Source organism: Nocardia sp. NPDC006982, assembly GCF_042869435.1.
In the GTDB taxonomy this organism is placed as follows: Bacteria; Actinomycetota; Actinomycetes; order Mycobacteriales; family Mycobacteriaceae; genus Nocardia.
In genome coordinates this window covers 774,376-796,957 of the sequence record NZ_JBIAFV010000001.1, presented here as the reverse complement: position 1 = coordinate 796,957, position 22,582 = coordinate 774,376, and the positions used below count along the sequence as shown (strand labels likewise).

General features: G+C 62.6%; 22 protein-coding genes and 1 pseudogene. 9 read left to right on the top strand and 14 right to left on the bottom strand.

The features are described 5' to 3' along the window. Positions 1 to 51 precede the first annotated feature (51 nt). Positions 52 to 3,534, top strand: coding sequence for a carboxylic acid reductase (car, locus tag ACFYOW_RS03505; RefSeq protein ID WP_387284120.1), 3,483 nt, complete (start codon positions 52 to 54; stop codon positions 3,532 to 3,534). Here car and ACFYOW_RS03500 read toward each other — a convergent pair whose 3' ends face one another. From ACFYOW_RS03500 to ACFYOW_RS03480, 5 genes are all read right to left on the bottom strand, one after another. Beyond that, positions 3,535 to 4,158 (bottom strand): TetR/AcrR family transcriptional regulator, encoded by a 624-nt coding sequence (locus ACFYOW_RS03500; protein WP_387284118.1) that lies wholly within the window; start codon positions 4,156 to 4,158, stop codon positions 3,535 to 3,537. It lies immediately after the preceding gene. Between the two features lie 13 nt (positions 4,159 to 4,171). Then, on the bottom strand, positions 4,172 to 5,056 hold the full coding sequence (locus ACFYOW_RS03495; RefSeq protein ID WP_387284116.1) for an SDR family oxidoreductase: 885 nt from the start codon (positions 5,054 to 5,056) through the stop codon (positions 4,172 to 4,174). Then, positions 5,053 to 6,531, bottom strand: a complete 1,479-nt coding sequence (locus ACFYOW_RS03490) for a flavin-containing monooxygenase (RefSeq protein ID WP_387284114.1) — start codon at positions 6,529 to 6,531, stop codon at positions 5,053 to 5,055. The genes ACFYOW_RS03495 and ACFYOW_RS03490 overlap by 4 nt, the downstream gene beginning before the upstream one ends. A 281-nt stretch (positions 6,532 to 6,812) precedes the next feature. Beyond that, positions 6,813 to 6,947 carry a recombinase XerD gene (locus ACFYOW_RS03485; RefSeq protein WP_387284113.1) on the bottom strand — a complete coding sequence of 45 codons (135 nt, stop codon included), beginning with the start codon at positions 6,945 to 6,947 and terminating at the stop codon, positions 6,813 to 6,815. 668 nt (positions 6,948 to 7,615) lie between these two features. Further along, positions 7,616 to 8,743, bottom strand: coding sequence for a helix-turn-helix domain-containing protein (locus tag ACFYOW_RS03480; protein WP_387284111.1), 1,128 nt, complete (start codon positions 8,741 to 8,743; stop codon positions 7,616 to 7,618). A gap of 862 nt (positions 8,744 to 9,605) precedes the next feature. Here ACFYOW_RS03480 and ACFYOW_RS03475 point away from each other — a divergent pair. Genes ACFYOW_RS03475 through ACFYOW_RS03455 form a run of 5 tightly spaced genes read left to right on the top strand, consistent with a single transcriptional unit; the run spans position 9,606 to position 12,098 of the window. After that, positions 9,606 to 9,887, top strand: a complete 282-nt coding sequence (locus tag ACFYOW_RS03475) for a hypothetical protein (protein WP_387284110.1) — start codon at positions 9,606 to 9,608, stop codon at positions 9,885 to 9,887. Next, on the top strand, positions 9,884 to 10,219 hold the full coding sequence (locus ACFYOW_RS03470) for a hypothetical protein (RefSeq protein ID WP_387284108.1): 336 nt from the start codon (positions 9,884 to 9,886) through the stop codon (positions 10,217 to 10,219). The genes ACFYOW_RS03475 and ACFYOW_RS03470 overlap by 4 nt, the downstream gene beginning before the upstream one ends. Next, positions 10,212 to 10,430 (top strand): hypothetical protein, encoded by a 219-nt coding sequence (locus tag ACFYOW_RS03465; protein WP_387284106.1) that lies wholly within the window; start codon positions 10,212 to 10,214, stop codon positions 10,428 to 10,430. Before ACFYOW_RS03470 ends, ACFYOW_RS03465 begins: the two co-directional genes overlap by 8 nt. A 53-nt stretch (positions 10,431 to 10,483) precedes the next feature. After that, entirely contained in the window at positions 10,484 to 10,972 is a 489-nt protein-coding gene (locus ACFYOW_RS03460) for a hypothetical protein (RefSeq protein WP_387284104.1), read from the top strand. A gap of 22 nt (positions 10,973 to 10,994) precedes the next feature. Next, positions 10,995 to 12,098 (top strand): hypothetical protein, encoded by a 1,104-nt coding sequence (locus ACFYOW_RS03455; RefSeq protein ID WP_387284102.1) that lies wholly within the window; start codon positions 10,995 to 10,997, stop codon positions 12,096 to 12,098. Between the two features lie 770 nt (positions 12,099 to 12,868). On the opposite strand, the gene sigI is transcribed toward ACFYOW_RS03455, so the two are convergent. Further along, positions 12,869 to 13,726 (bottom strand): RNA polymerase sigma factor SigI, encoded by an 858-nt coding sequence (sigI, locus tag ACFYOW_RS03450; RefSeq protein WP_387284100.1) that lies wholly within the window; start codon positions 13,724 to 13,726, stop codon positions 12,869 to 12,871. Between the two features lie 405 nt (positions 13,727 to 14,131). On the opposite strand from sigI, the gene ACFYOW_RS03445 reads away from it, so the two are divergent. Both ACFYOW_RS03445 and ACFYOW_RS03440 read left to right on the top strand, forming a co-directional pair. Beyond that, complete coding sequence (locus ACFYOW_RS03445) at positions 14,132 to 14,995, top strand: SDR family NAD(P)-dependent oxidoreductase (RefSeq protein ID WP_387284098.1); 864 nt, start codon at positions 14,132 to 14,134, stop codon at positions 14,993 to 14,995. 10 nt (positions 14,996 to 15,005) lie between these two features. Then, the gene (locus ACFYOW_RS03440) at positions 15,006 to 15,482 is read left to right on the top strand and encodes a MerR family transcriptional regulator (protein ID WP_387284096.1); all 477 of its coding nucleotides are present in this window, start codon (positions 15,006 to 15,008) and stop codon (positions 15,480 to 15,482) included. Between the two features lie 23 nt (positions 15,483 to 15,505). Here ACFYOW_RS03440 and ACFYOW_RS03435 read toward each other — a convergent pair whose 3' ends face one another. Both ACFYOW_RS03435 and ACFYOW_RS03430 read right to left on the bottom strand, forming a co-directional pair. Continuing rightward, positions 15,506 to 15,661, bottom strand: a complete 156-nt coding sequence (locus tag ACFYOW_RS03435) for a hypothetical protein (protein ID WP_387286095.1) — start codon at positions 15,659 to 15,661, stop codon at positions 15,506 to 15,508. Continuing rightward, positions 15,603 to 16,225: pseudogene (locus tag ACFYOW_RS03430) on the bottom strand (Tn3 family transposase). The gene ACFYOW_RS03435 and the pseudogene ACFYOW_RS03430 overlap by 59 nt, the downstream one beginning before the upstream one ends. Before the next feature lie 271 nt (positions 16,226 to 16,496). Between ACFYOW_RS03430 and ACFYOW_RS03425 the strand changes: the two are divergent. Next, positions 16,497 to 17,366 carry a hypothetical protein gene (locus tag ACFYOW_RS03425; protein ID WP_387284094.1) on the top strand — a complete coding sequence of 290 codons (870 nt, stop codon included), beginning with the start codon at positions 16,497 to 16,499 and terminating at the stop codon, positions 17,364 to 17,366. Between the two features lie 473 nt (positions 17,367 to 17,839). Here ACFYOW_RS03425 and ACFYOW_RS03420 read toward each other — a convergent pair whose 3' ends face one another. The 6 genes from ACFYOW_RS03420 to ACFYOW_RS03395 all read right to left on the bottom strand — a co-directional run bounded on the left by ACFYOW_RS03420 (position 17,840) and on the right by ACFYOW_RS03395 (position 21,946). After that, positions 17,840 to 18,658 (bottom strand): IS5 family transposase, encoded by an 819-nt coding sequence (locus ACFYOW_RS03420; protein ID WP_387284092.1) that lies wholly within the window; start codon positions 18,656 to 18,658, stop codon positions 17,840 to 17,842. Between the two features lie 29 nt (positions 18,659 to 18,687). Next, positions 18,688 to 19,233 (bottom strand): TetR/AcrR family transcriptional regulator, encoded by a 546-nt coding sequence (locus tag ACFYOW_RS03415; RefSeq protein ID WP_387284090.1) that lies wholly within the window; start codon positions 19,231 to 19,233, stop codon positions 18,688 to 18,690. Positions 19,234 to 19,531: 298 nt separating this feature from the next. After that, complete coding sequence (locus tag ACFYOW_RS03410; protein WP_387284088.1) at positions 19,532 to 19,918, bottom strand: hypothetical protein; 387 nt, start codon at positions 19,916 to 19,918, stop codon at positions 19,532 to 19,534. Continuing rightward, positions 19,918 to 21,306, bottom strand: coding sequence for a hypothetical protein (locus ACFYOW_RS03405; RefSeq protein WP_387284087.1), 1,389 nt, complete (start codon positions 21,304 to 21,306; stop codon positions 19,918 to 19,920). The genes ACFYOW_RS03410 and ACFYOW_RS03405 overlap by 1 nt, the downstream gene beginning before the upstream one ends. Positions 21,307 to 21,311: 5 nt before the next feature. Continuing rightward, positions 21,312 to 21,611 carry a WXG100 family type VII secretion target gene (locus tag ACFYOW_RS03400; protein ID WP_387284085.1) on the bottom strand — a complete coding sequence of 100 codons (300 nt, stop codon included), beginning with the start codon at positions 21,609 to 21,611 and terminating at the stop codon, positions 21,312 to 21,314. Next, a complete protein-coding gene (locus ACFYOW_RS03395) occupies positions 21,608 to 21,946 on the bottom strand; it encodes an ESX-1 secretion-associated protein (protein ID WP_387284083.1) in 339 nt (112 codons plus the stop codon). The genes ACFYOW_RS03400 and ACFYOW_RS03395 overlap by 4 nt, the downstream gene beginning before the upstream one ends. Positions 21,947 to 22,582 lie beyond the last annotated feature (636 nt).

The following is a 22,582-nucleotide window of genomic DNA, read 5'->3' as shown; positions in this document are numbered from 1 at the left end:
CAATCTGAACAGAACAACCGACGGTCGACATGCGATCGAAGGAGGCTGGCCATGATTATTGATACGCGGATGGAACAGGTCATGAATCGCATCGCCGACTTGTACGCCACCTATCCGGACATTCGCAACGCGCGACCGAAACCGGAGACTTTCGCCGCGATCCGAGAACCCGGAATGCGGCCATCGCAGATCGTGGCGACGGTCGTGGCGGCCTACGCCGATCGGCCCGCGCTCGGGCACCGGGTCCTCGAACCCGCCACGGACGAGTCCGGGCGGCGCACGCTGCGACCGCTGCCCGAATTCGCCACCATCACTTACGGCGAGTTGTGGGCGCGCGTCGGTGCGATCGCCGCAGCCTGGCATCACAATCCCGACAACCCCGTCAAAGCAGGCGACTTCATCGCGACACTCGGCTTCACCAGCGGCGACTACACCACGCTCGATCTGGCCTGTCTATATCTCGGCGCGGTCGCCGTGCCGCTGCAGGCAGGTGCGGCACCGAAGCAATTGTCGGCGATCATTGCCGAGACCGAACCACGCATCCTCGCCGCGACCCCCGAAACCCTCACTACCGCAGTGGAATGCGTGCTCGCGGGTCCGACACCGGAACGCCTCGTGGTCTTCGATTACCACCCCGAGGACGATGATCAGCGCGACGCATTCGAATCCGCCCGCGACCGCCTGGCGAACACTCCGATAGTGGTGGAATCGCTGGAGTCGGTAGTCGAACGCGGCCGTACCCTGCCGCCCGCGCCGCTGTTCGTACCCGACGACGATGACGCTTTGGCGTTGCTGATCTACACCTCCGGCAGCACCGGAACCCCCAAGGGCGCCATGTACACCAGCCGGTTGGTAACCGCGATGTGGTTGTCCCAGCCGGAGGTCGGGGGGATCGGCCTGAACTACATGCCGATGAGCCATATGGCCGGACGCATGTCGCTCTACGGCGTGCTGGCCCGCGGCGGCACCGCGTATTTCACAGCCAAGAGTGATATATCGACGCTTTTCGAGGATATCGGCCTCGTTCGGCCGACCGAGATGTTCTTCGTGCCGCGCGTGTGCGATTTGGTTTTCCAGCGCTATCAGAGCGAAATGGAACGTCGCGCCGAACCGGGCATCGACCGCGCCGAACTCGATCGTGCGGTGAAAACCGAACTGCGCGAGGACTTCCTGGGCGGCCGATTCCTGTCGCCCGTCGTCGGCAGTGCGCCACTGGCCGCCGAGATGAAGACATTCATGGAATCGGTCATCGAGATGGACCTGCACGATGGCTACGGTTCGACCGAGGCGGGCGGCGCCATCATGGTCGACAATGTGATCCACCGTCCACCTGTGCTCGACTACAAGCTGGTGGACGTGCCGGAGCTGGGATATTTCGGTACCGACCAGCCGCATCCGCGTGGTGAGCTGCTGCTGAAGACCAGCACCATGATTCCCGGGTACTACAAGCGTCCCGAGGTCACCGCGGAGATATTCGACGCGGACGGGTTCTACCGGACCGGTGACATCGTGGCCGAACTCGGACCCGATGAACTCGTCTATCTCGACCGCCGCAATAATGTGCTGAAGCTTTCCCAAGGCGAATTCGTCGCGGTCGCACACCTGGAAGCCGTATATGCCAGCAGCCCGCTGCTCGAGCAGATCTTCGTATACGGCAGCAGTGAGCGCGCCTACCTGCTCGCGGTTATCGTCCCGACCGAAGAGACGCTGCGCAGCGCCGATCCCAAAGCGGCACTGAGTGATTCGCTGCAACGCATCGCCAAGGAGGCCGATCTCGAGTCGTACGAGATTCCACGCGATTTCCTCATCGAAACCGAACGTTTCACCATCGAAAACGGTCTGCTCTCCGGCATCGGTAAATTGCTGCGTCCCAAGTTGATCGAGCGCTACGGCGAGCGGCTGCAGCAGCTGTACACCGAACTGGCCGAAGGGCAGGCGAATGAACTGCTCACACTGCGCCGCGACGCCGCCGACCTGCCGGTTCTGGAAACCGTGAGCCGAGCCGCGCAGGCATTGCTCGGTTGTGCGACAACCGATCTACGACCGGATGCGCATTTCACCGATCTGGGCGGCGATTCCCTGTCGGCGCTATCGTTTTCGAATCTGCTGCGCGATATTTTCGCCGTCGAGGTACCGGTGGGCGTTATCGTCAGCCCGGCCAACGGATTACGTGAGTTGGCGGAGTATGTCGAATCGGCGCAGGGGTCCGGCGCGATCCGGCCCACCTTCGCCGCGGTCCATACCCACGGCGGCGTCGCGCGTGCGGATGAACTGACACTGGACAAGTTCATCGACGCGCAAACACTGTCCGCCGCAACGACTCTCCCGCACACGACCGAGACGCAAACGGTGCTGCTGACCGGTGCCAACGGCTACCTCGGCCGCTTCCTGTGCCTGGAATGGCTCGAGCGACTCGACAAGACGGACGGCGCACTCATCTGCATCATCCGCGGCAAAGACGCCGCGGCAGCGCGCAAACGGCTCGACGATGCCTTCGACAGCGGTGATCCGGACCTGCTGCGGCACTACCACGAGCTGGCGGCCCGCCGCCTCGAAGTGCTGCCCGGTGATATCGGCGAGCCGAATCTCGGCTTGGACGATGCGACGTGGCATCGGCTGGCCGACACCGTCGATCTGATCGTGCATCCCGCCGCGCTGGTCAACCATGTCCTGCCCTACGACCAGCTGTTCGGCCCCAATGTCGTCGGTACCGCTGAACTCATCCGCCTGGCCATCACCACGCGGATCAAGCCCGTCACGTATCTGTCCACGGTGGCTGTCGCCGCCCAGATCCAGCCATCGTCCTTCGAGGAGGACGGCGACATCCGCGAAATAAGCCCCACGCGTGCCATCGACGACAGCTACGCCAACGGCTACGGCAACAGCAAATGGGCGGGAGAGGTCCTGCTGCGGGAAGCACACGATCTGTGCGGACTTCCGGTCGCCGTCTTCCGATCCGATATGATCCTGGCGCACAGCCGATTCGGCGGCCAGCTGAATATTCCGGATATGTTCACCCGGCTGCTGCTGAGTCTGGTGGCCACCGGCATCGCCCCGTACTCCTTCTACGAGACCGATGCCGACGGCAAGCGCCAACGCGCACACTACGACGGCCTGCCCGTCGACTTCACCGCGGAATCGATCACCGCCATCGGCGCCCGGGCGCGCACCGATTTCCACACCTTCGATGTCCTAAACCCGCACGACGACGGCATCTCCCTCGACGAATTCGTCGACTGGCTCATCGAATCCGGCAACCCCATCCGGCGGATCGACGACTATCAGGAATGGTTGAGCCGATTCGAAACCGCACTGCGCGGCCTCCCCGAGAAACAGCGCCAGGCCTCGGTGCTACCGCTGCTGCACGCCTATACCCGACCCGCTCGGCCGATCCATGGCGCCGTCATCCCGGCAAAGGAGTTCACCGCTGCCGTACAAGCCGCCGAAGTCGGTGTCGAACAAGATATTCCGCATCTGACCCCCGCGCTCATCGACAAGTACGTCAGCGATCTGCGGTTGCGTGGACTGCTGTAGTCAGGTGAGCTCGAGAATGGTGATGGTGAGTCGAGTGGCGTAGTCGACCACCTCGTCGCGATTTGCCTCGACATCGCCGTCGAGCCAATCGAGGAACAATGCGACGAGTGCGCCGGATATCGCGCTGACCGGCAGCGGAATCCGGCCCGGTGCGGCAGCGAAGCGCGCGGCCTGCGCCGGTGCCAGTTGCGCGGCGACGAGCGTGACGAAGGCGGGGAGCGCGTCGGCGCCGCGTGCCCGCAGGGTGTCATCGGCGAGGGTTTCGCGGAACATGATCCGGCCGCGGCGCGGATCGTCCGCGAAATACTGCGCCGCCGCGTCGAAAGCCGCTCGGGCACGGGTGGTTTCGTCGTCGGGTGCGTCGGCCAGCCGTGTGGTGACGGCGTCGACGAGTCCGTGTGCGGTCTGGTCGTAGATCTCGATGAGCAGGGCTTCGCGATCGGCGAAGTTCTCGTAGAAGTAGCGCAGGCTCAGGCCCGCTGCACGGCACACTGCCCGCATGGTGGTCGCCGCCGCGCCCTCGCCGCCGAGCAGTGCGTAACCGGCGCGCACGAGTTGTTCGCGGCGCTCGGCGGCGCGGCTGGCCATGGTGCTGCCGCGCCAAGTGGTGGCTGACGAAGTCACGGATTGGATCATGTCATGCGCGGTTGGACTCGCTGCGCTGGCGTTGTTCCAGCTTGCGGAGCAGGGCCCGCAGCTGTTCATCGGTGCTGAGGTACTGGTCCATCAGCACATTGACGGCACCGCGCAGCAGGGAGTAGGGCTCCCAGACGCGGGGTGCGATGGTGCGCGGGGCGCGCCGGGCGATGCCGTCGGCGATGGCCAGTGCGGCCTGGGCGGCGCTGATGCGCTGGTTGAGCGGCCAGGGCAGCATGGCATCGGCCGCGCGGCCGAATTCGTCGTTGTCGAGCGTGTGGTGGGTCATGGCGGTGTCGACGATGCCGAAATAGGCGACTCCGGCGGTGGCGCCGGATGCGGCGAGTTCGACCCGCAACGCGCGGCCGAGCTGTTCGACCCCGGCCTTGCTGATCATGTACGGGGAGCCGCCCATGCCGGGCGCGAATGCCGCGCAGGAGGAGACCACGACGACGTGGCCGCCGGTGGCGACGATATCGTCGAGGGCCGGTCGTACGGTGTTGAAGACACCGGTCAGATTGACCCCGATGACCCGGTCGAAATCGGCGGGGTCCATCGTGCGCAGGGTGGCGGGCGTGGGGGTGATACCGGCATTGGCGACCACGAGATCGATACGGCCGAAGCGGTCACGGACCGTCGCCATGGCGGCGACCATGCTGTCGCGGTCGGCGACATCGGCGCGCAGTGGGAGCGCACGTGACCCCAATCGGGATGCGGCGGTGCGTACTTTGTCCTCGTCCAGATCGAGCATGACGACCCGCGCGAGGCGGCGGTGCAGGATTTGCGCCAGTTCCGCACCGATTCCGCGTCCTGCGCCGGTGATCACCACCACCTTGTCGGCCACATCGAAGGTGTGATTGGTCGGCAGCAGCCGCAGCAGGTTCATGATGCCTCGATCAGGTAGGCGTCGGAATCGAATCGCATGGTGCGCTTGGCGTATTCGAAGCTCCAGTTCGGATACAGCCCGGCATTGTGATGGCCATCGGCGGTCTGATAGTAGCTGCGGCAGCCACCGGTGACCCACACCGTGTCACGGCTGCGCTGCTCCATTTCCTCGACGAAGTCCCGCTGCACCTGCGGTCGCACCTCGATACGGCGAAATCCGTTGTCGCGCATGTGCTTTACGGCGTCCACGATATAGCGGATCTGCGCCTCGATCATGAAGATCGCCGACTGGTTCCCGGCCGCGCCGAACGGGCCGAGGGTGGTGAAGAAGTTCGGAAATCCGGTGATGGTGGTGCCCAGATAGCTGCGTGGGCGCTCGCGATACAGCTGGGCGAGTGTGCGGCCCCCGGTGTCGTGGATGGCCTCGAATATCCGTGGCGGCACACCGAAACCGGTGCCCCAGATGATCGTGTCGACCTCGTGTTCGGTGCCGAACACGGTGACGATCGAGCGCGGCCGGACCTCGGCGATCCCGGCGGTCTCCACCTCGACATTGGGCTTGGACAGCGCGGGATAGTAGGCGTCGGAGAAGACCGCGCGTTTGCAGCCGATCATATAGTCGGGCGTCAGCTTTCGGCGCAGTCGCGGATCGGGAACCTGGCGCCGCAGTTGCAATCGGCCCAGCGCCTCGAAGGGATGACGGAACCGCTTGTCCACGAACCCGACCAGTCCGAATCCCTCGATGCCGGTGAAGTAGGCGGCGCGGATCGTCTTGCCCAGCAAGGGCATCCGGCGCAAGAGTGTGCGCTCGACCGTGCTGGTCGCCCAATCCATGCGCGGGACGATCCACGGCGCAGAACGCTGGAAGACCGTGAGCCGTGCCACCACGGGCTGGATCTCCGGAATGAACTGCACTGCGGACGCGCCGGTGCCGATCACCGCGACCCGCTCACCGGTCAGGTCGTGGTCGTGATCCCAGTGCAGGGAATGGAACTGAGTGCCGGTGAAATTCGCGATACCGGGCAGGCGGGGGATCTGTGCCTCGCTGAACGGACCGATCGCCGAAACCAGCACATCGGCGGTCAATGACCCCCGCCCGGTGCGGATGCGCCACCGTCCGGCGGCTTCGTCCCACGCGGCGTCGAGTACCTCTGTGCCGTATCGAATATGTTGCGGCACATCGCATTCATTCGCTACGCCGCGCAAGTAGTCGAGGATCTCCGGCTGGGTGCCGTAGCGGCGGGACCAATTCGGGTTCGGGGCGAAGGAATACGAATACAGCATCGAAGGCACGTCGCACGCGCAGCCGGGGTAGGTGTTGGCGCTCCAGGTGCCACCGAGGTCGGAGCCGCGTTCGAGGATGACGAAGTCGCGGAAACCGGCCTCACGCAGCTTTACCGCCAATCCGATACCCGCGAACCCGGCACCTATTACAACGATCGGCACATGGTCTGGTCGCGTCGTCGGCTGATCCATCTGCACTCCTCCGAACGAGTCCGCACCCATTGGAATCATCTGATTCCAATGGAATCAGATGATTCCTTTATCGTTGGCATGTGTCAAGGTTGATCGGTGTTATCGCAGTTCAACGGGCTGAAGCGAGCGCTGCGGCGATCACTGCCGTGGCTGACCGCACCTTGCCGGATAGCCTGGGGGGTATCCGCTGGTAGCCGCTATATCTGCAGATCAGTAGCCATTTGCATCGCGCGCATCGGTGGTTAATGTGCCGAGAGTGTGCCAACTTGCGGGAAACCGGCTCATTGCTCGAACAGGGCCGCGCCCGCCGCTCGCAGATCGTCCGGTTGCGCATCGGCGTAGACCCTCACCGGCATCGCCGGATCGTGCCCGTGCCAGGCGGCGACGATGTGCACTGGGATGGACGACTTCAACATGAGGGACACCGATGTGTTCCGCAGGCCCCGCAATTGGATGCGGCGAAGCCCGGCATCTTCGCGAAGGCTGCGGAACCTGCGGGTATAGGCCGCTGGTCTGATCGGCTTTCCCGCCTCGTCCACCGCGATCAGCGGGTCGTCGGACCGCGACTCGCCGATGGCGAGGGGCTTCGGCCTGCTGACGGAGCTTCAGCGCACGAAGTGCACTGGCGAGGTCAGGTGGTGGTGGAAGGTCACGGCGGCTGCGCCTGGACTTCGGCGCGCCTTCGTCGGTTTCTATGCCGACCGGCACCCTGCTGCGTCGTACCTCGAGCCCTTGGTCATCGAACCGGGACCAGCGCATGCCCAGCACCTCACTACGGCGCATGCCGTAGATGGACATCAGCCAGCAGGCGTAGAGCCGTTCGGTGCTCACCGACTCTCGGAAGGTCTCGAACAAGACATTCAGAAGAAAGGTGACACCGCCGGGTCGACGCCGCGGGCGCTACACGCGCGAAAAGGATTCGGTGACATAAGAAGCGCTGTACTGCGCGGGGGCCGCCACTAACACATATCACTCATAGACAAGACGGCGCCATCGAGCATACGCCTGCCCAAGACCTAACCCGGACTGCACCGAAACTGCTTGTACACCAACAACTTCCAGTCAGTGACCGGACTAGGCCGGGTTACCACCCGCCGCGGCCGCTGAGCATCAGCTCAATCTCAACAACCCGCCGCTCCAACCGCGCCGAATGAATACCATCCGCAGCCTTCCTAGCGGCCCCGATAGTCTCCTGCGCCGCGTCGAAATCTCGGTTTCGCGCGTATGACTCCGCCAGCCAAGTCTGATAGAGCGCGACCTCCCGCGCTCGATCCTTCGGATAGTTGTCGATCGCCTGTTGCAGCAAAGGCCGGGCGCGCGACGGATCGCCCAGTTCCACGAAGCATCGTCCCGCCATCACATCGATTTCGGATCGGTCCACCCAGTACACCCATTCGGGTTCCTCGACACCAGCTGTCCGACGCTGATAGGTGTCGTCCACGGTGTCTAGGGCACGCATTGCGCCATCACGGTCACGGGCGCGGGCTGCGGCCCATGCCACTCGCTCAGTCAGTAGCGCTGCGACCACCGGTGTGGCCCCCTGTGCTCCTTTGACCGCAGTGCGGGCCAGAAGGACGGCCTCATCCGGGTGGCCAACGTTCGCGATCTGATAACTCAAGCTCGAGAGCAGTTGGCCCGTGAGTATGCGATCCCCTGCCTGACTAGCCGCTTTCGCGCCGTCCAGATAGGTGTATTGGGCGTGCCCGTAGTAGCCAGCATCGCTGGCGACCCATCCAGCGAGCTGTGAGAGCTCGCCAGCCGCCGTCAAGAGGCGACGGCCGATGTCGTCGGCATAGCTGCATTCGTTGATGACCGTTCGGAGGTCCTCGAGTTCCTTGACGACGAGCGGGAACAGATCCTTGCCGCCGACCGCGTCGTCAAGATGGCGCAGGTCAACAACGCGCTGCTCAACGTCGTCCGCAAGTGAACGCCCAACCCGGTGCCCTACTGCCGAGTGAGTGACCGGAGCGGAATCAGACACCAGCCACTCATGAGCCAGCCGGATCGGGTCATTCGGCGGTGCCGTCAAGGCCGATATGGGGATGTTCAACGCACGCGAGTAGGCAACGATGTGCTCCGGCTTCACGTCCCGCTGATCATTCTCCAACATGCCGAGCATCGATTTGGAGAAGTGAGTCCTCGCCGCGACAGCCGACAGGCTGACCCCTTGTGATTCGCGGGCCAGCCGAAGCAGTGAGCCGGGCTTATCCATGGATCTGCGGCACCGATCTGTGGACGCTAGTGGACGCTGACCTTGTTCTCTGTCAAGCCTTCTGACACGAGACTACTACTCAGTGCACGTCAGCCGACGTTTCATCAAGAACCGACGCCGTGCACGGCGCTCGTAGCCCGGATGTCGGCCGGTTCCCGTGTCTTCATCGGCACGCCAACATTCGGGACGGGTGCAACTAGCCGCCGTACTGAGGGGTCACGATGTCGAGCCCAGATCTACCGCACCGCCCAGCATTCGTTGGCCCGCCGATCCCGTGGCCGGTCGACCGCCGTCTCGACGGTATCGAGCAGTGCATCAACGCTCTACACGATTGGCAACCCGAGCAAACCCACACCGAACAACCCGGCGCAGAGGTCTAAACCGATGGACCACATACCTTTTGGCGATACCGCGCTGTCCCGCTGCCACTTCTACAGACGGGCGTGCGATCTGCCCGCGATCGTCGACCCGCCTCAGCTCGGCCGAATCGTGATGAAGGTCGAGCACGTGGGGGCGCTGACCATGCCAGCCCCGCTCGGCCAGTCCGTGAAAACCCTTATGCAGCAGCGTGGTTCGGAGCTTGGCCCGGTGTGCTCTCACCCACGCCAGAACAGATGGACATTCCTCATTCGACCGGACATCCCGGATGACGTCCGCCTCTTCGCCGAGATGTACCGCCTCGATGTCCAGGTAATACGAGCGGGCGGCGGCGTGGCGTTACCGTCGCCAGCCGACCAAGGCGCACAGTTCCGACGCTGGATCGAACCGCCACGCTGTACGTTCCGGCCGTCCGGACTTGCGGTGGTCGACGCGATCCGGGCGTGCTCAGGCCAGTACCGGCCCGTACGGAGGTGGGCTGCCCATGTCTGAATGCGACTGCGGGCCGTGGGCCAAACTCTCGATGTGCGGGATTGGGAGCATCAACAGTAAGACCGGGGCATTGGAGTCGGTACAGTGCCCGTCCCGGTTCTGCATGACCATGGCCCCGCTGGTCGACGGGAAGATCGGCGACCACTACGGCATTACGGACATGCTGTCACCGTTGCCGTGTCCGTGGATCGGGGTTCGGGTCGTGGATGACGTTGACGACTTCATGCCCGATGACTCCACACCAGTTCCGCCGATGCGGGAGCGGCAGTCATGAACACAAATACGTTCGCTCCCAAGGCAATTGGTGTTCTCTCGCTTGATGTCAGTGGCCCGCACCGGTTGCGGGACGAACGAGTCATCACCGAGTTGGCGCAGCGACGCGGCTACACCCTGACTGGAATGGTCACCATCGGTGACGACACGTTCATGCCGACAGCCCTCATTGTCGGGACGGCACGCGGCAAGGGAGCGGCAGCGGTCATTGCGCCTGACATGGCCCACTTCAGCAGCCGCGTACGGGCTATCGCTCTCGCGTGCGACCTGATCACGCCAACCAAGTTCGTGGCCTGCACCAGCACCGACCGATTACGGAGCCGTCATGAGTGAACAGGTTTCCCCGCGACCGGACGTGCCCGATGTGCACCTGAGCGTGTTCGTGCACGGAGTGCGGATGGACTTCGCCGCATGTCTGACTGCTGCACTAACTTTCATCGAAGAGCATCGGGCACGCTACTACGTCGACGCGGTAAATGTGCTCCCTGGCGACACCACCGGCCTTCAGCGCCTACCGAATGAACGGCTCTACCTTTCACCGTGAGATGAGAGACTGACCGGCACGGACAGTGACGACCTTACGGAGGGATGATCGGCGTGGGAAATGATGAACAGATCGGTTTCGATATCGAATTCGATGACAAAACCCAAGCATTTTTGGATTGGGTCGCACCCGAGCATATGGAATCGAAGATAAGTAGGTTCCTCACCGAAACTATTCCCGATGTCGCGGACTATTCGACGGATACATGGTGGAAGCCTCCGCTGTTGACTCGCATTCTTGAAGCCGCGAAAGAACTGTTCGGCGACCCGAATGGATTCTTTGCAACCGAGAACCGGGACCGCGCGGACCAGTTCGTCCGATTCCTCGGTGAATGCTGCATACGGCGGAACCCCGGAATGACGTGGACGAACAAGCCGGAATACGGCGCACTCCCGCCGCTGTATACCGATTTCGGGCCAGCTGTCCACTATGCCGATACCGGGCTGACAGAGACGCCAAAATCACTAGTGAACTGGCTTTTCGACGACGACGGTCCGAAGATGGTCGATTATTGCATTCGAACGGCTGGAAAACCAGTCTGATTTGAACCAGCGAGGGGGCGCTGTGCCCGACGAATACGATGCCGTTCGGCGCGACATGTCGAATTACGAAAAAGGACTCTATTTCGAACTCGGCAGAGCGCATATACGAGGTGAAACTCCGGAAAGAGGCTGGGTCCGGCAATTCGCGATATCAATCAACGGGAAGAGTCGCGTACTGGATTCAGCCCGCTCCGACGGAAAAGGCGTCAGAAGTGTCGAACGAAAATCGGGAAGAGTAAACGAAGCAGACGCACGAAAGCAACTCGGCCTAGAGCGGCAAGGGCTTGACTCCAGGCAGGTGACTCACAGCACTTGGGAAACGGTCGAAGGAGAAAAAGTACCGGATAAGGTGCTCGGCGATATGCAGAAATTGGCGCTTGATTTTCCTGGACGGTTCCGTCATGAGACCCTTTGCCGCGCTGATGCAGCGCGGGCGATACGACTCGGTCAGTCCCTGGTATCCCAACAACTCGAATTGATCAGGGCATACGAGCTGACTCGTGCCGACCGTGCACGTAAACGGCTAGGGAAAATCCGAGAAATCGTGCGAGCACGGGAAGCCAGGGCGAAAGACGAGCGCGCTCGAGAGAAAGACCCTCAGCAGCGAGGAATAACGAAAGAGCGAGACGAGCAGGCACGGGAGAACAAGGCGCGAGACGAACGCGCCAGGGTCGAACCTGAGCCTGCCACACGGGTGATGCGGGAACTTCCGACCTGGGCGCAGATACTCACCCGAGAAGACAACCGAGAGAACGCGCAACCGCCCACCCGCGCTAACCGTGACGCGCAAGCGCTGGAGATGCCTGGCCTTGAGATCAAACCAGGACACGCCCAAGGACCCCAGACACCACCACCCGCACCGCAGCGAACTCCGGAGCAGGCACAGGCGAACGCTCTGGCACGAGCTGTACAGGAGCGCGACAACGCGCGAGCACTAGCAATAGAAAATGGGTTATCGCCGCAGATGATGGGCATTCTCGGACTCAGCACCAACAACCCACCCAAGATGATCGACGCGGACGCAGCGCGGACACACGCCGAGTCCGAACGGAATCGGTCGATACATCAGCAACGCGAACGTGAACGCTCCGAACGCGAACGCGAAGGCCGACACCGTGACGAGTAGCGCTGGAATACCGAGACCCCGCTGTGCCGGATTCGGTTACCCCAATCCTGGAACCCTGCGTGCGAGGTTGCCTGCCGGGATGCGCCGCGGATCGAGCGGGACTACCGAACAGTCCCGCGAAATCTGTTATGCCGCAAGCTTGATGACCTCATGTAGAGAGTGAAAGAAGGTTTGGGAGCCCCCACGGAAGAGAAAGAAAAGAAGAAAAAAGAAGCCGGAAACCCAATTAAGAAAACTTGCCGAATTTCCCTCTACGAAGATCAAGAGCGGCGCGCATGCGCGCGCCGCCCGGTGCGTCCGCCCTCCCGCTCCGCTCCCGGGCGGACACCCCGGCGCAGAACCAGGATGGGGACCGAACCATCACCACGTCCGCAACGCGTCATCCGCTGACTTGCGATCTAGATGAACTGTCATACGCGCTGCCGCGCCCCGCTGGGGCTTGCCTCTGAGTAGCCGGGGTTGTCGGAGTTGCCCGTTAAGCTCCTCAGATCCAACCGAAAAGGAGATTGCTGTGAGGCAACGTGGTCAGGGAAGTTCGTTCACCCGCAGCGGATTTGGTAGCCACTTCCGCAACATGACGTTGAGATCATTCACGCGCCCGACACTGCCGAGGAACGGCGCACCACAACCCGTGCATTGGTGAATCCCACCGGGTTTGGTGCTCACCGGACCCGGGGGGATTCAAACATTCGCCATGGAACGAAGAAAATTGGCAATCAGGATTACGGTGCCCGGCCCTGCTCGAAAACCGGAGTGGGGGATGAATTCCGTCAACTATTGGTTCGAAACACAGTGGCCTCGATCTGAGCAACCATGCCGTCTTGCACTGTGAGCACTAGCAAGGCGAACAATTTTCGGTCTATGAAGGCGAGCACGGCTGGCTTATCGAGGACAGCGTGCGATACCAGAGTCGCTCTGTCGGCGTAGTACTTGCCCAAGCTCACGGCAACCTTGGTTCGACCACGGTTGATCTGGGTATCCATGGTTCCGGAAAGGAAAGTCGCCGCACCCCACACATCCGGATGCAGGATTGTCAGGAGCCTGTCGAGGTCGCCGCCAGCACAGGCCGCGATGAATTGTTCGGTGACCATACGGTGTTCGTGCAACATGTCAGCACCGGGTTGCGCGCCCGCCAGTTTATGCCGTGCCCGACGCGCCAGCTGCCGACAGGTGCCGATCGGTCGCCCGAGCGTCTCGGCGATCATCTCGAACGGCATCGCGAATACATCGTGCAAGATGAACGCGACGCGCTCGGCGGGCTTCAGGCGCTGCAAGACAACGAGCAGGGCTAGCTGCACATCGTCATCGAGCGTGATTCGATCGGCTGGATCCGCCGGCACCGGTCGCCGAGCCAACCCAAGCGAGTCCAACTCGAGTGGGTCGCCCGGCAACTCGTGGCGCGACCTCGCCGAGCGCAGCAGATCCATAGAGATCCGGCTGGTAACTACAGTCAGCCAGCCTCGAACATCGACTAGTTGCGTTATGTCTGTGTCGGCCAGTCTGGAGAAAGCTTCCTGCACAACATCTTCGGCATCCCCGATGTTGCCGAGCATTCGGAATGCCAGGTCCACCAAGTATGTACGGTTAGCCTGCCACGCTACTGCAAACTCATGGTCGCGTGATGTCATGTCCATGTCTTAAGGACGAGATATAGGGCACAAAAGTTACCGGATGTGGCAGTCAGTCGTAACTTTCCACGTGATCGTCTCGTCCTTGTCGTCGAAACGGAGACCGCATCCGCGCGGTCTCCTACTCGAGTAGGAGACCGCAATGGCGCATATCAAGGCGCATAATCCTCGCAGTTGGGCACGGCTAGCGCTCACCGTAGCGGCAGCAACGGTGGGGGCGGTCGTGCCTTTCAGTGCCTCGGTCGCGAACGCGGACCAGAACTGGATCGTCGAAGGATCCGCCGGGATTCAGAACATGCGGACCCCGCGGACCTCGGATTCTGATGGCCAGCGGTCTGGGGGTGGGAACCACACCCCTCGCGCGGTCTTGCCTTTGAGCGCACTCGAAGGCATACCGTCGCCAGCATGACTACACATGCGACCCAAACCTGGATCATCACCGGTGCTTCGAAGGGTCTCGGGCGCGCGCTGGCGGAGGCGGCGCTCGCGGTGGGTGACAATGTCGTTGCGGCGGTGCGCAATCCGGACAGCGTGGCCGACTTGGCGGCCGAGTATTCCGACACCTGTCTGCTCGCTCACTTCGATGCGCGCGATACGCACGCGGCCGCCGGTCTGGTGAGCGCCGCCCTCGACCGGTTCGGTCGACTCGACGTGCTCGTGAACAATGCTGGCCGGGCCGTGATCGGCGCGATCGAGGAGGTCGGTGACGCGCAGTTGCGGGACCTGATGGATTTGCACCTGTTCGGCCCGGCGGCGCTCGTGCGGGCCGCGCTGCCCGTGCTGCGCGGCCAGGCTAGTGGCACGATCGTGCAGATGAGCAGCCAGGGGGGACGGGTGGCGTTTCCCGGTGTGTCGGCCTATTGCTCCTCGAAGTTCGCGCTCGAAGGCTGGTCCGAATCCCTCGCGGCCGAGGTCGCGCCGTTCGGGGTGCGCGTGATGATCGTCGAGCCGAGCCGGTTCCGTACCGCGTTCAACGCGGAGCTCGAGTTCAGCACGGTGTCGGAAAGCTACCGTGACACGCTTGCCGCGCTGCGGGCCGACATGGCGTGCGCCGACGGCGTCCAGGAAGGCGATCCGGTGCGAGCGGCCGACATCATCGTGCGCCTCGCGCACAGCAAGGACGTCCCGCTGCGCCTGCCGCTCGGGAAGGAGGCGGTCGAACGGCTGTCCGGCGTCTATCGTCGTGGCCTGCACGAGGTTGAGCAGTGGGCCGAGACCGCCCGCAGCGCCGATTTCGACGACGCCGTCTCCTCGGTTCGCCCCGTTTAGGGTGGATGACGTGGCGACGGACGAATTGATGGAACGGGCGCTGGCAATGCTCGGCGACGAGGACGACGACCTGGCCTCGATCGAGGTGATTCACCGTCTCTCGAATGCCGCGGACATCGAGGCGCCGATGACCATCGCCGACGTCGCGGACATGCTCGACGTCTCGCCGCACACCCTGCGCTACTACGAGCGCGTGGGGCTGATCGAGGTCGGCCGCGACAGCAGCGGTTACCGCGCCTACGACGCCGAAGCGGTACGGAGGTTGGTGTTCCTGACCCGAATGCGGTTGTCCGGCATGCCGATGCGCGATCTTCAGCACTACATCGAGCTCGTCGACGCCGGCGAGGACACCGTGCCGGAACGGCTCGACATGCTGATCGAGCACCGCGACATGATCCGCCGCCGTATCCGCGAACTGACCCTGTCGCTCGCCGCGACGGAGTACAAGATCGCCACCTACGGCGGCCGCACCGGCCCCGACGTCTAAGTTTGCCGTTGCGCTGCACCTGTTCACCGACCGCAGACGTTAATCGTTGTCTCGAGCATCGGGATCACGCAGCTTGCGGTGGCGCCGCCGAGATCGGGCAGGTGGAAGGCGTAGTGGCCATCAATGCCGATGTGGGCGCGGATGAACGCCGACAACCGTTCCGCGTCGGCATCGAGCATCGGACAGCCTTGGGCGTAACTGTTCCAAGGCGCGGTTGATGTAGAACGTATTCCACAGAACCGTGCAATTGAGCACCAACCCGAGCGCGGAGAACTGATCTTCCATGCCCTCGTAATCGGTTCGGGTCATCTCTCCTTCTTTCCGTGATAGATCCGCCGCGCCAGATCGTGGCGGCCCTCCATGAGGTTGGCTAGGGCCTTGCCTTCGCCCCGATACGGTTCGTCGTCGGCCAAGCGCAGGATGTGCAGGGTCTTGAAGATCCGCCCATAGTGCGCGATCCCTTGGCCGAACGGGGTGGGGTTCCCATCTCGGGAGATCATGCACGTGACGTCGTGAGCGGAAACCTCACACTCATTGATCGACACCGCGACCCGGCACATGTCCTGCCAGTGCGCGGCGATCTTGCCGGTGTCGATGCGCCCCCGCGCGGCCGGGTTGAGAGGCCCGTAGTCGGCGCCCGGGTCGAACCGCCACAACCGCTGATCGGGCAGGTTCGCCAACTGCGGCCGATCGGCTGCGAACCGCCTCCACCCACCGTTCCGAACGCGAGTGATGAACGTCATAGCGCTATTTCATCGTCCAGTGACGCTTATCCAAGGCATGAGCAGGCACACAGCGGCTCTCCGAACCGGTACAGCATGCCCGTCCTGCTCACCAGCGACCGCATAAGCGCTAACCGTCAACTGTGACATTCGTCGGCTCATCGCCATGTTCGATCAGTTGCGATATGTTCGCCCGGCGCTTGTCGCCTGTAACTTTTCTGGTCGCCGTCCCGTCCTATTGATGCAACACGGATTTCCCTCAGCGGGTCCGATTCGGTAACCAGGAGAGGTAATGACACCCAACAAGTCGCACCGTCCGCGTACATTCGCTCGGCTGCTGGCCGCCACGGCAGCAGCAATCGGTTCGGTATTCGTCCTATCGTCAGGAACAGCGACCGCGGACGCCGACCAATACGATGTCGATCAGTATCTCGGCACGTGGAACTACGTTCAGCCCGATTTCTCGACCGGGACCAACATTGCCGTGATGCAGTTGCCTGGCTTGGAGTACAAGATCCCGCAGATCGGAACCGTCGTCTTCGAACGGGAGCCCGGCGGTGTAGTTGGTCGCACCGATCAGGGATGCACATGGCACTTCACACCGAAGGCCGACGGTCTCGACCTGTCCTCAAAGGATCAGTACTGCTTCAACAAGGTAATCGGATCGGGCTACAACATCGACACCTGGCACGTCAGCGCCCGCGGCAAGCAGGAAGAAGAAGTCGTCCACGCGACAAGCGATTTCAACGGCGGCCAGTACCCGTTCGTACTCGACAAGGGCAGTCGGACCAAAGCAGGGATCGAGAATCCTCGCGACACGCTCGAGCACTTCATCGGCACGTGGACATACGATCCGGCCGATCCGACGTCCGGAATCAACCTCCTGAACCCGCAGCGAGTCCCGAAAACGGGAACGGTGACGTTCACCCCTGGCGACCGCGGCCAAATAAAGGCCCGAACCGACGACGGGTGCGCGTGGACGTTGGCCGTTGACGGTAACACCGCCGAACTTTCGCGTACGCCACAGCAGTGCGGGGCTCAGACGATCAATTTCTGGTCGATCGCCAGCGACGGGCATCATGAATTCGCCATCATCAACGGCATCGATGCGCAAGGAAAACCTTACCTACTGAGCATCGGCTCGCTGACCAAGACGTCCTGACTGGCTTAATCGTGAATTCGGGCATCGCGCGGCGGAGTGGCGCCCGGATTCCGATGGATCGTCGACCCGGACGTGCTGTTTCACGCGCCGGTACCGATTGGTGCAACGGCGACGCAGGTGCTCGAGCAACTGTGGGCCGTGGTTCTTCACGTGTTCCCCCGACATTCACATCATTGCGGTCGACGATGTGATCACGCAGGTGGATGAAGTCGTCTTTCCGGCCCTGCCCCGGTAACCATCGGGGCGGGTGCCGAGCATATACTCGGCAACATCGGGGATGCCGAAGACGTTGTGCAGGAAGCTTTTCCGCACTGGCCGACGCAGACATAAAGCAACGTCGAGGTGCACGGCTGGCTGACTGTAGTTACCAGCCGGGTCAACTGTGGTCGGACCATGGTTGCCGGCAGCTCGAGCAAGTACTACGCCGACAGAGCAACTCTGGTATCTCATGCTGTCGTAGATAAGACCACGTCTCATGTCGCTGATTTCGCCTTGGCCAGTTTCTTGTAGCAGGTCAGTGTGGCGGCAAGGGTGAGGAAGGCGCAGAAGTGGCTGGCGTTGCGGCCGTAGCGGATGTTGAGCCGGTGGTAGCCGGTCAGCCACGACCGTGCGTTCGATGATCCACGGTGCCGACCAAGGTGGTCGTTGAATTCGATGCCCTTGCGGGCGATGCGGACCTTGATGCCGCGGTCGCCGACCAAGCGACGTAGGTCGGTGATGTCGTATGCCTTGTCGGCGTGGAGCTTTGCGGGCCTGCGCCAGCGCGGCCCGTGTCGCGACCGCACTGCGGGGACGGCCCGCACTAGCGGGCGCAGCGCCCCGGCGTCATTGGTGTTGGCCGCCGAAATGCCAACCGAAAGCGGGATTCCGGCGCGGTCGGAGAGAACGTGGATCTTGGAGCCGGACTTGGCCCGGTCGACCGGGCTCGGGGCGGTCATGTCACCCCTTTTCGCCCACACAGACTCCGCGTCGATCACCGCCCGCGACCAGTCGATCAAGCCGTGGCCTCCCCACTCGTCCAGCATCGCCCGATACAACCGGCGCCGCACACCTGCCCCGGTCCAGATCGTGAACCGCCGATGCGCCGTCGGCGCTGTCACCCCGAATGACGGTGGCAGCATCCGCCAGGCACAACCACTGGTCAGCACGTACACCACGGCGGTGAACACCGCCCGCTGGTCCACCGGCGCGGGGCCGCCGCCCTTGCGGCGCGGGACGGACGACGGCAACAACGGTTCGACCAACTCCCACAATGCATCCGGCACCAAATGCTCCGACAATGCATCCACCACCGCGCCAGAACATCATGCCGCACAACCGATTACGACACTGGACACGGTCGCCGGCCGGGTGTGTCGATCCCGACAAGTTTGACCAGGAAGCGGTCCAGCTGTTCGGCGGCAGGCGGCCAAGGCAAGTCAGGTTCGTTGATGCGTTGGGAGAGCATGCCGTTCACCGCAGTACGCAGATCAATCGCCACGGTGGTCGCATCGTCCGCCGGGGCGATGCCCGCGTCCATACATCGCTGCACCGCGTCGATCGTGCGTTGGACCATTACCTCCTTGAACGGCATGCCGAGTCGGCGGTGCACCGTGCTCTCGTGCAACACCCTATACAACCCGGGATGATCCTCGGCCCAGCTTGCCTGCGCCAGGATGCGGGCGCGCAGCCCCGCACCGGGATCTGATTCGGCCGCGTCGGCCGCATCCCCGAGCCGGACAAGTTCCTCGTGGCAACGCTGGGTGGCGGCCAATGCGAGGGAATCCCGGTCGGGGAAGTGAAGATACACCGATGTGGCGGCGATCTTGACTTCGCGGGCGACCGCGCGCAGGGACAACGCTTGATCGTCGGCCAGATCGTCGAGCATCCGCGTCCACTATGAGACGCTACAAGACAGCTTCCGTACCCATATCGAGCGGGCACTGGGCGCGGGCGTGACACTGTCGGACGTGCGCGGCGTACTGCGCTACACCGCTCAATTCGGCACAACCCCGAATGTGGCGCGCGTGGCAGGCATTTCACGCCCACGCCATCGAAGCGGGTTGGACCGACTAACCACGCCGGACCTGTCGACATCGGACCTTCCACGCGCCGCCACGCAGGGCAGCTATTTCTGCCCCGCGTCACCTGGCTGCCACGCTCAACTGATTCACGAACTCGTCGAGTCAGTTGCCAGAATATTGGTCCAGCACTGCGATAATTCTCTCGAAATCACGTACCGAACGGCGACAGAACTCTCGATCCGTCCTCACCAAGAGGTCCACAGCTTGCGCTTCGGTTGCTAGTCCGTGAAGTTCTTTCTCAGCCATTACTCGTGAAGGTACGAGCACCCAATTTCGTCGGGTAGTGTCAAACAACCAGTCGATCTCTCGATTGTCGGCAAGAGCGGCCTCGTGCAACAGTTCGGCAACATGAGCCGGTCGAGGTTCGGGGAAACGCCAGACAATAAGCGGCGGTGCGGGAGTGCCGTCATCACCGATACCGCCCGCATGGCGATACCACTCCAGGTCTCCGTACCGCTTCAGTCGAGTAATAAAATCACCAGAATTCACTACCCTACCTCCTTGATCGTAGCGCCCGGATTATCTCCCATAATAGTCTTCCGCCATTGCTCGATGGGGATGGGGTTTGGACTATGCCTCGGGTCGTAGACATATTTGCCGTCGGTATAGACCTCGTGATATAGGAATTGTTCATGCAGGCCATATTCTTCAACGGTCACCTCTTGCCCGGGAGCGGGATCCACCCTGAGTATCTCGCCTTCCCCAGCGGCAACCTTCTTTAAATGTTCCGCAATCTCGGAACAATCTTCGCCCGGATGAATGCCCTCTCGCAGCATTCTTGCCATCTCATCGGCAACCGCGCTCGATGGAACGCCAGAGGAGCCTCCGCTGTTTGCCGGGTTTCCATCCTCGTCGATGTAGACCTTCATGGTGATGATGGCGCCGAGTTTGATGGCGATATCGGTGAGGCTGGGGACTTTGTCGAACGCGGTGACGGTGAAGGCTGTGGTTCCTGCGACTGCTGCCGCGGTGCCGATTATTTTGATGAGTTTGCTTGTGTCGTAGGTGCTTTTGAGCACTCTGGCGGTGTTGCCGGCGATCGCTACGACGCCGACGCCGGCGGCGACGTCGCTTAGGGCGGCGGTGATCCAGGAGGCGGCGACGCCGATGACGACGGTGGTTCCGGCTGCTATCAAAGCATTGGTGACCGCGTCCCGGAACTTGTCGCGGGTTTCGGAGGTGGCGGTGCTGTAGTCGGCGACGGGTGTGGCGAGGCTCAGGGATGCGGAGGCAAGTTGGGTGGCGCCGCCGTTGAGGGTGGTGAGGTGGGCGAGGAGGGGTTCGAGGCCTTTCTTGTCCTGGATGTCGCTGAAAAGGTTGGTGATCTCGGTGATCCGGGACGCGGCATCGGTGATGGTTTTGTGTTCGGCGAACGTTTTCCAGGTCGATGCGGCCTTGGCGAGCTTGTCTTTGTTGCCGTTGGGCAGCTTGCTGCCGAACTCTTCCTGGATCTTGTCGACCAGGGCGTCGTAGAAGCCGGGGATACTGCCCTTTCCCTCGGTGACACCGTCGCCGTTGTTGCCGACCGACGTCGGTATGGTGACCTTGTACTCCGACATCGCGGTCACGGTGGGCATGTCAGGCATCGGTTTGGAGTTATTGGACAGTGCCCAGTTGTGTCCGGCGGCGTAGAGCATGTTGCCGAAGTTGGTGAGGGCGTCGGCCAGGTTCGTGCAGGTCTGCATCGTTTCCTGGGCGACGCGGTCGTAGGTTTTGCCCCAAGATTCGCAGCCCGCGGTGTCACCGGCCATGCCCGCGCATTCGCCTTTGACCGCGTCGTGGACCGGTTTGTCGGCGGCACGCAGGTCGGTGGCCAGGGCGTGGCATTTCTTGCCGGCCTCGTAGTAGGTCTGCCAGTCGATAACCAGTACACCCATGTGTCTTATCCCTGGGAGAACATTTTGTAATTGGTGTCGTGGGCGGTGGTGTAGCGCGCGCGGGCCGCCTTCGCGGCATCGCTCATGTCCTTGACGCCTTCGACGAATTCGCGTGCCCCAGTGACCCATTGAGCGTGGGCATCGGCATACGCCTGGGCGGCAACGCCTTCCCACCCACTGCCAACCAGGGCGGCGACCCGGTCGTCGATCTCATCGAGGTGCTCTCCGATGAACCCGGCCAGACTCGACAGACGGATCACGATCTCATCGAGATGGTCCAGGTCGACCGAGAATTGAGAGTTCATGGCAGATCCAAACTCGAGGTGTTCAGTGGGGTGGCATTGCTCTCATCACGCGCCTGATAGGTGTCTGCTGTGACGCCCAGCTTCTCCGCCATGCCAGTCAGGGCGGTCATGATCTGGACACCGCCGTCACGCACTTCGGTCCAGCCCTCGGAGAATTCGTTGGCCGCGTCCCCGGTCCAGCTGCCATCGGTCAGCGAAGCAACGTCCTTCGCGGCGGAATCCAACGCCGTGCGCAGCGCCTCGGCCAACTCGTAGACGTACTTGCCGACCTCGCGCACCTTCTCGGGCACCACCGAAAGGTTCTGGCCAGAGGCTGGTATCCCCCCATCACTCATGGCGCCAATCCTACCGAGTCCTATCAGAGCGTCGGCATGGACAGGTCGTGAGTGCTGGCGTGACCAAAGTTATCGGCATCGAGATGCGGATTCCCGGACCGACGTCAATCATCTTGTCCCGCAACGGGTCAGGCTATCACGGCAGCCAAGCGTGCTTGGTCGATCTCACTGATGAACCAGTCGAGCACAAGCGCTGCCAAGATGGCAAGTGGTCTCCAGGAGTCGGTCAGTATCTCGCCTAGTCATCGGTGCCTGGAAGACCGCACTGCTGAAGCACCTCGCCGACGTTCCCACGCCAGCGGGCCCGACGCCCCGCCAGGACGGCGCGGCAGGCGCCATCCAACTGCCGATCATCGGCGTCCGCGAGAGGGACCGTCGCAGACTTGGCAGTTCAGATCCCACAGCAAACGAAGCTGATCGAGAGGCAAGTGATGGCCGCGCCGGGTTCACTCTTCGCCGGCATTGCATCCTTTGGCATAGCCTCACGACCGGCACCGGAACTGAGCCAGAGCCATTGTCGGCTCTCTCTGTCCCGTTTTACTTACTGGACAGACCTCCAGTTCCGAGACGAGCTCTGCAACACTCGCGAGAAGGCGCGCCGAAATCGGTCTTCCGGCGTGTCGTCGAGAGGGGTCG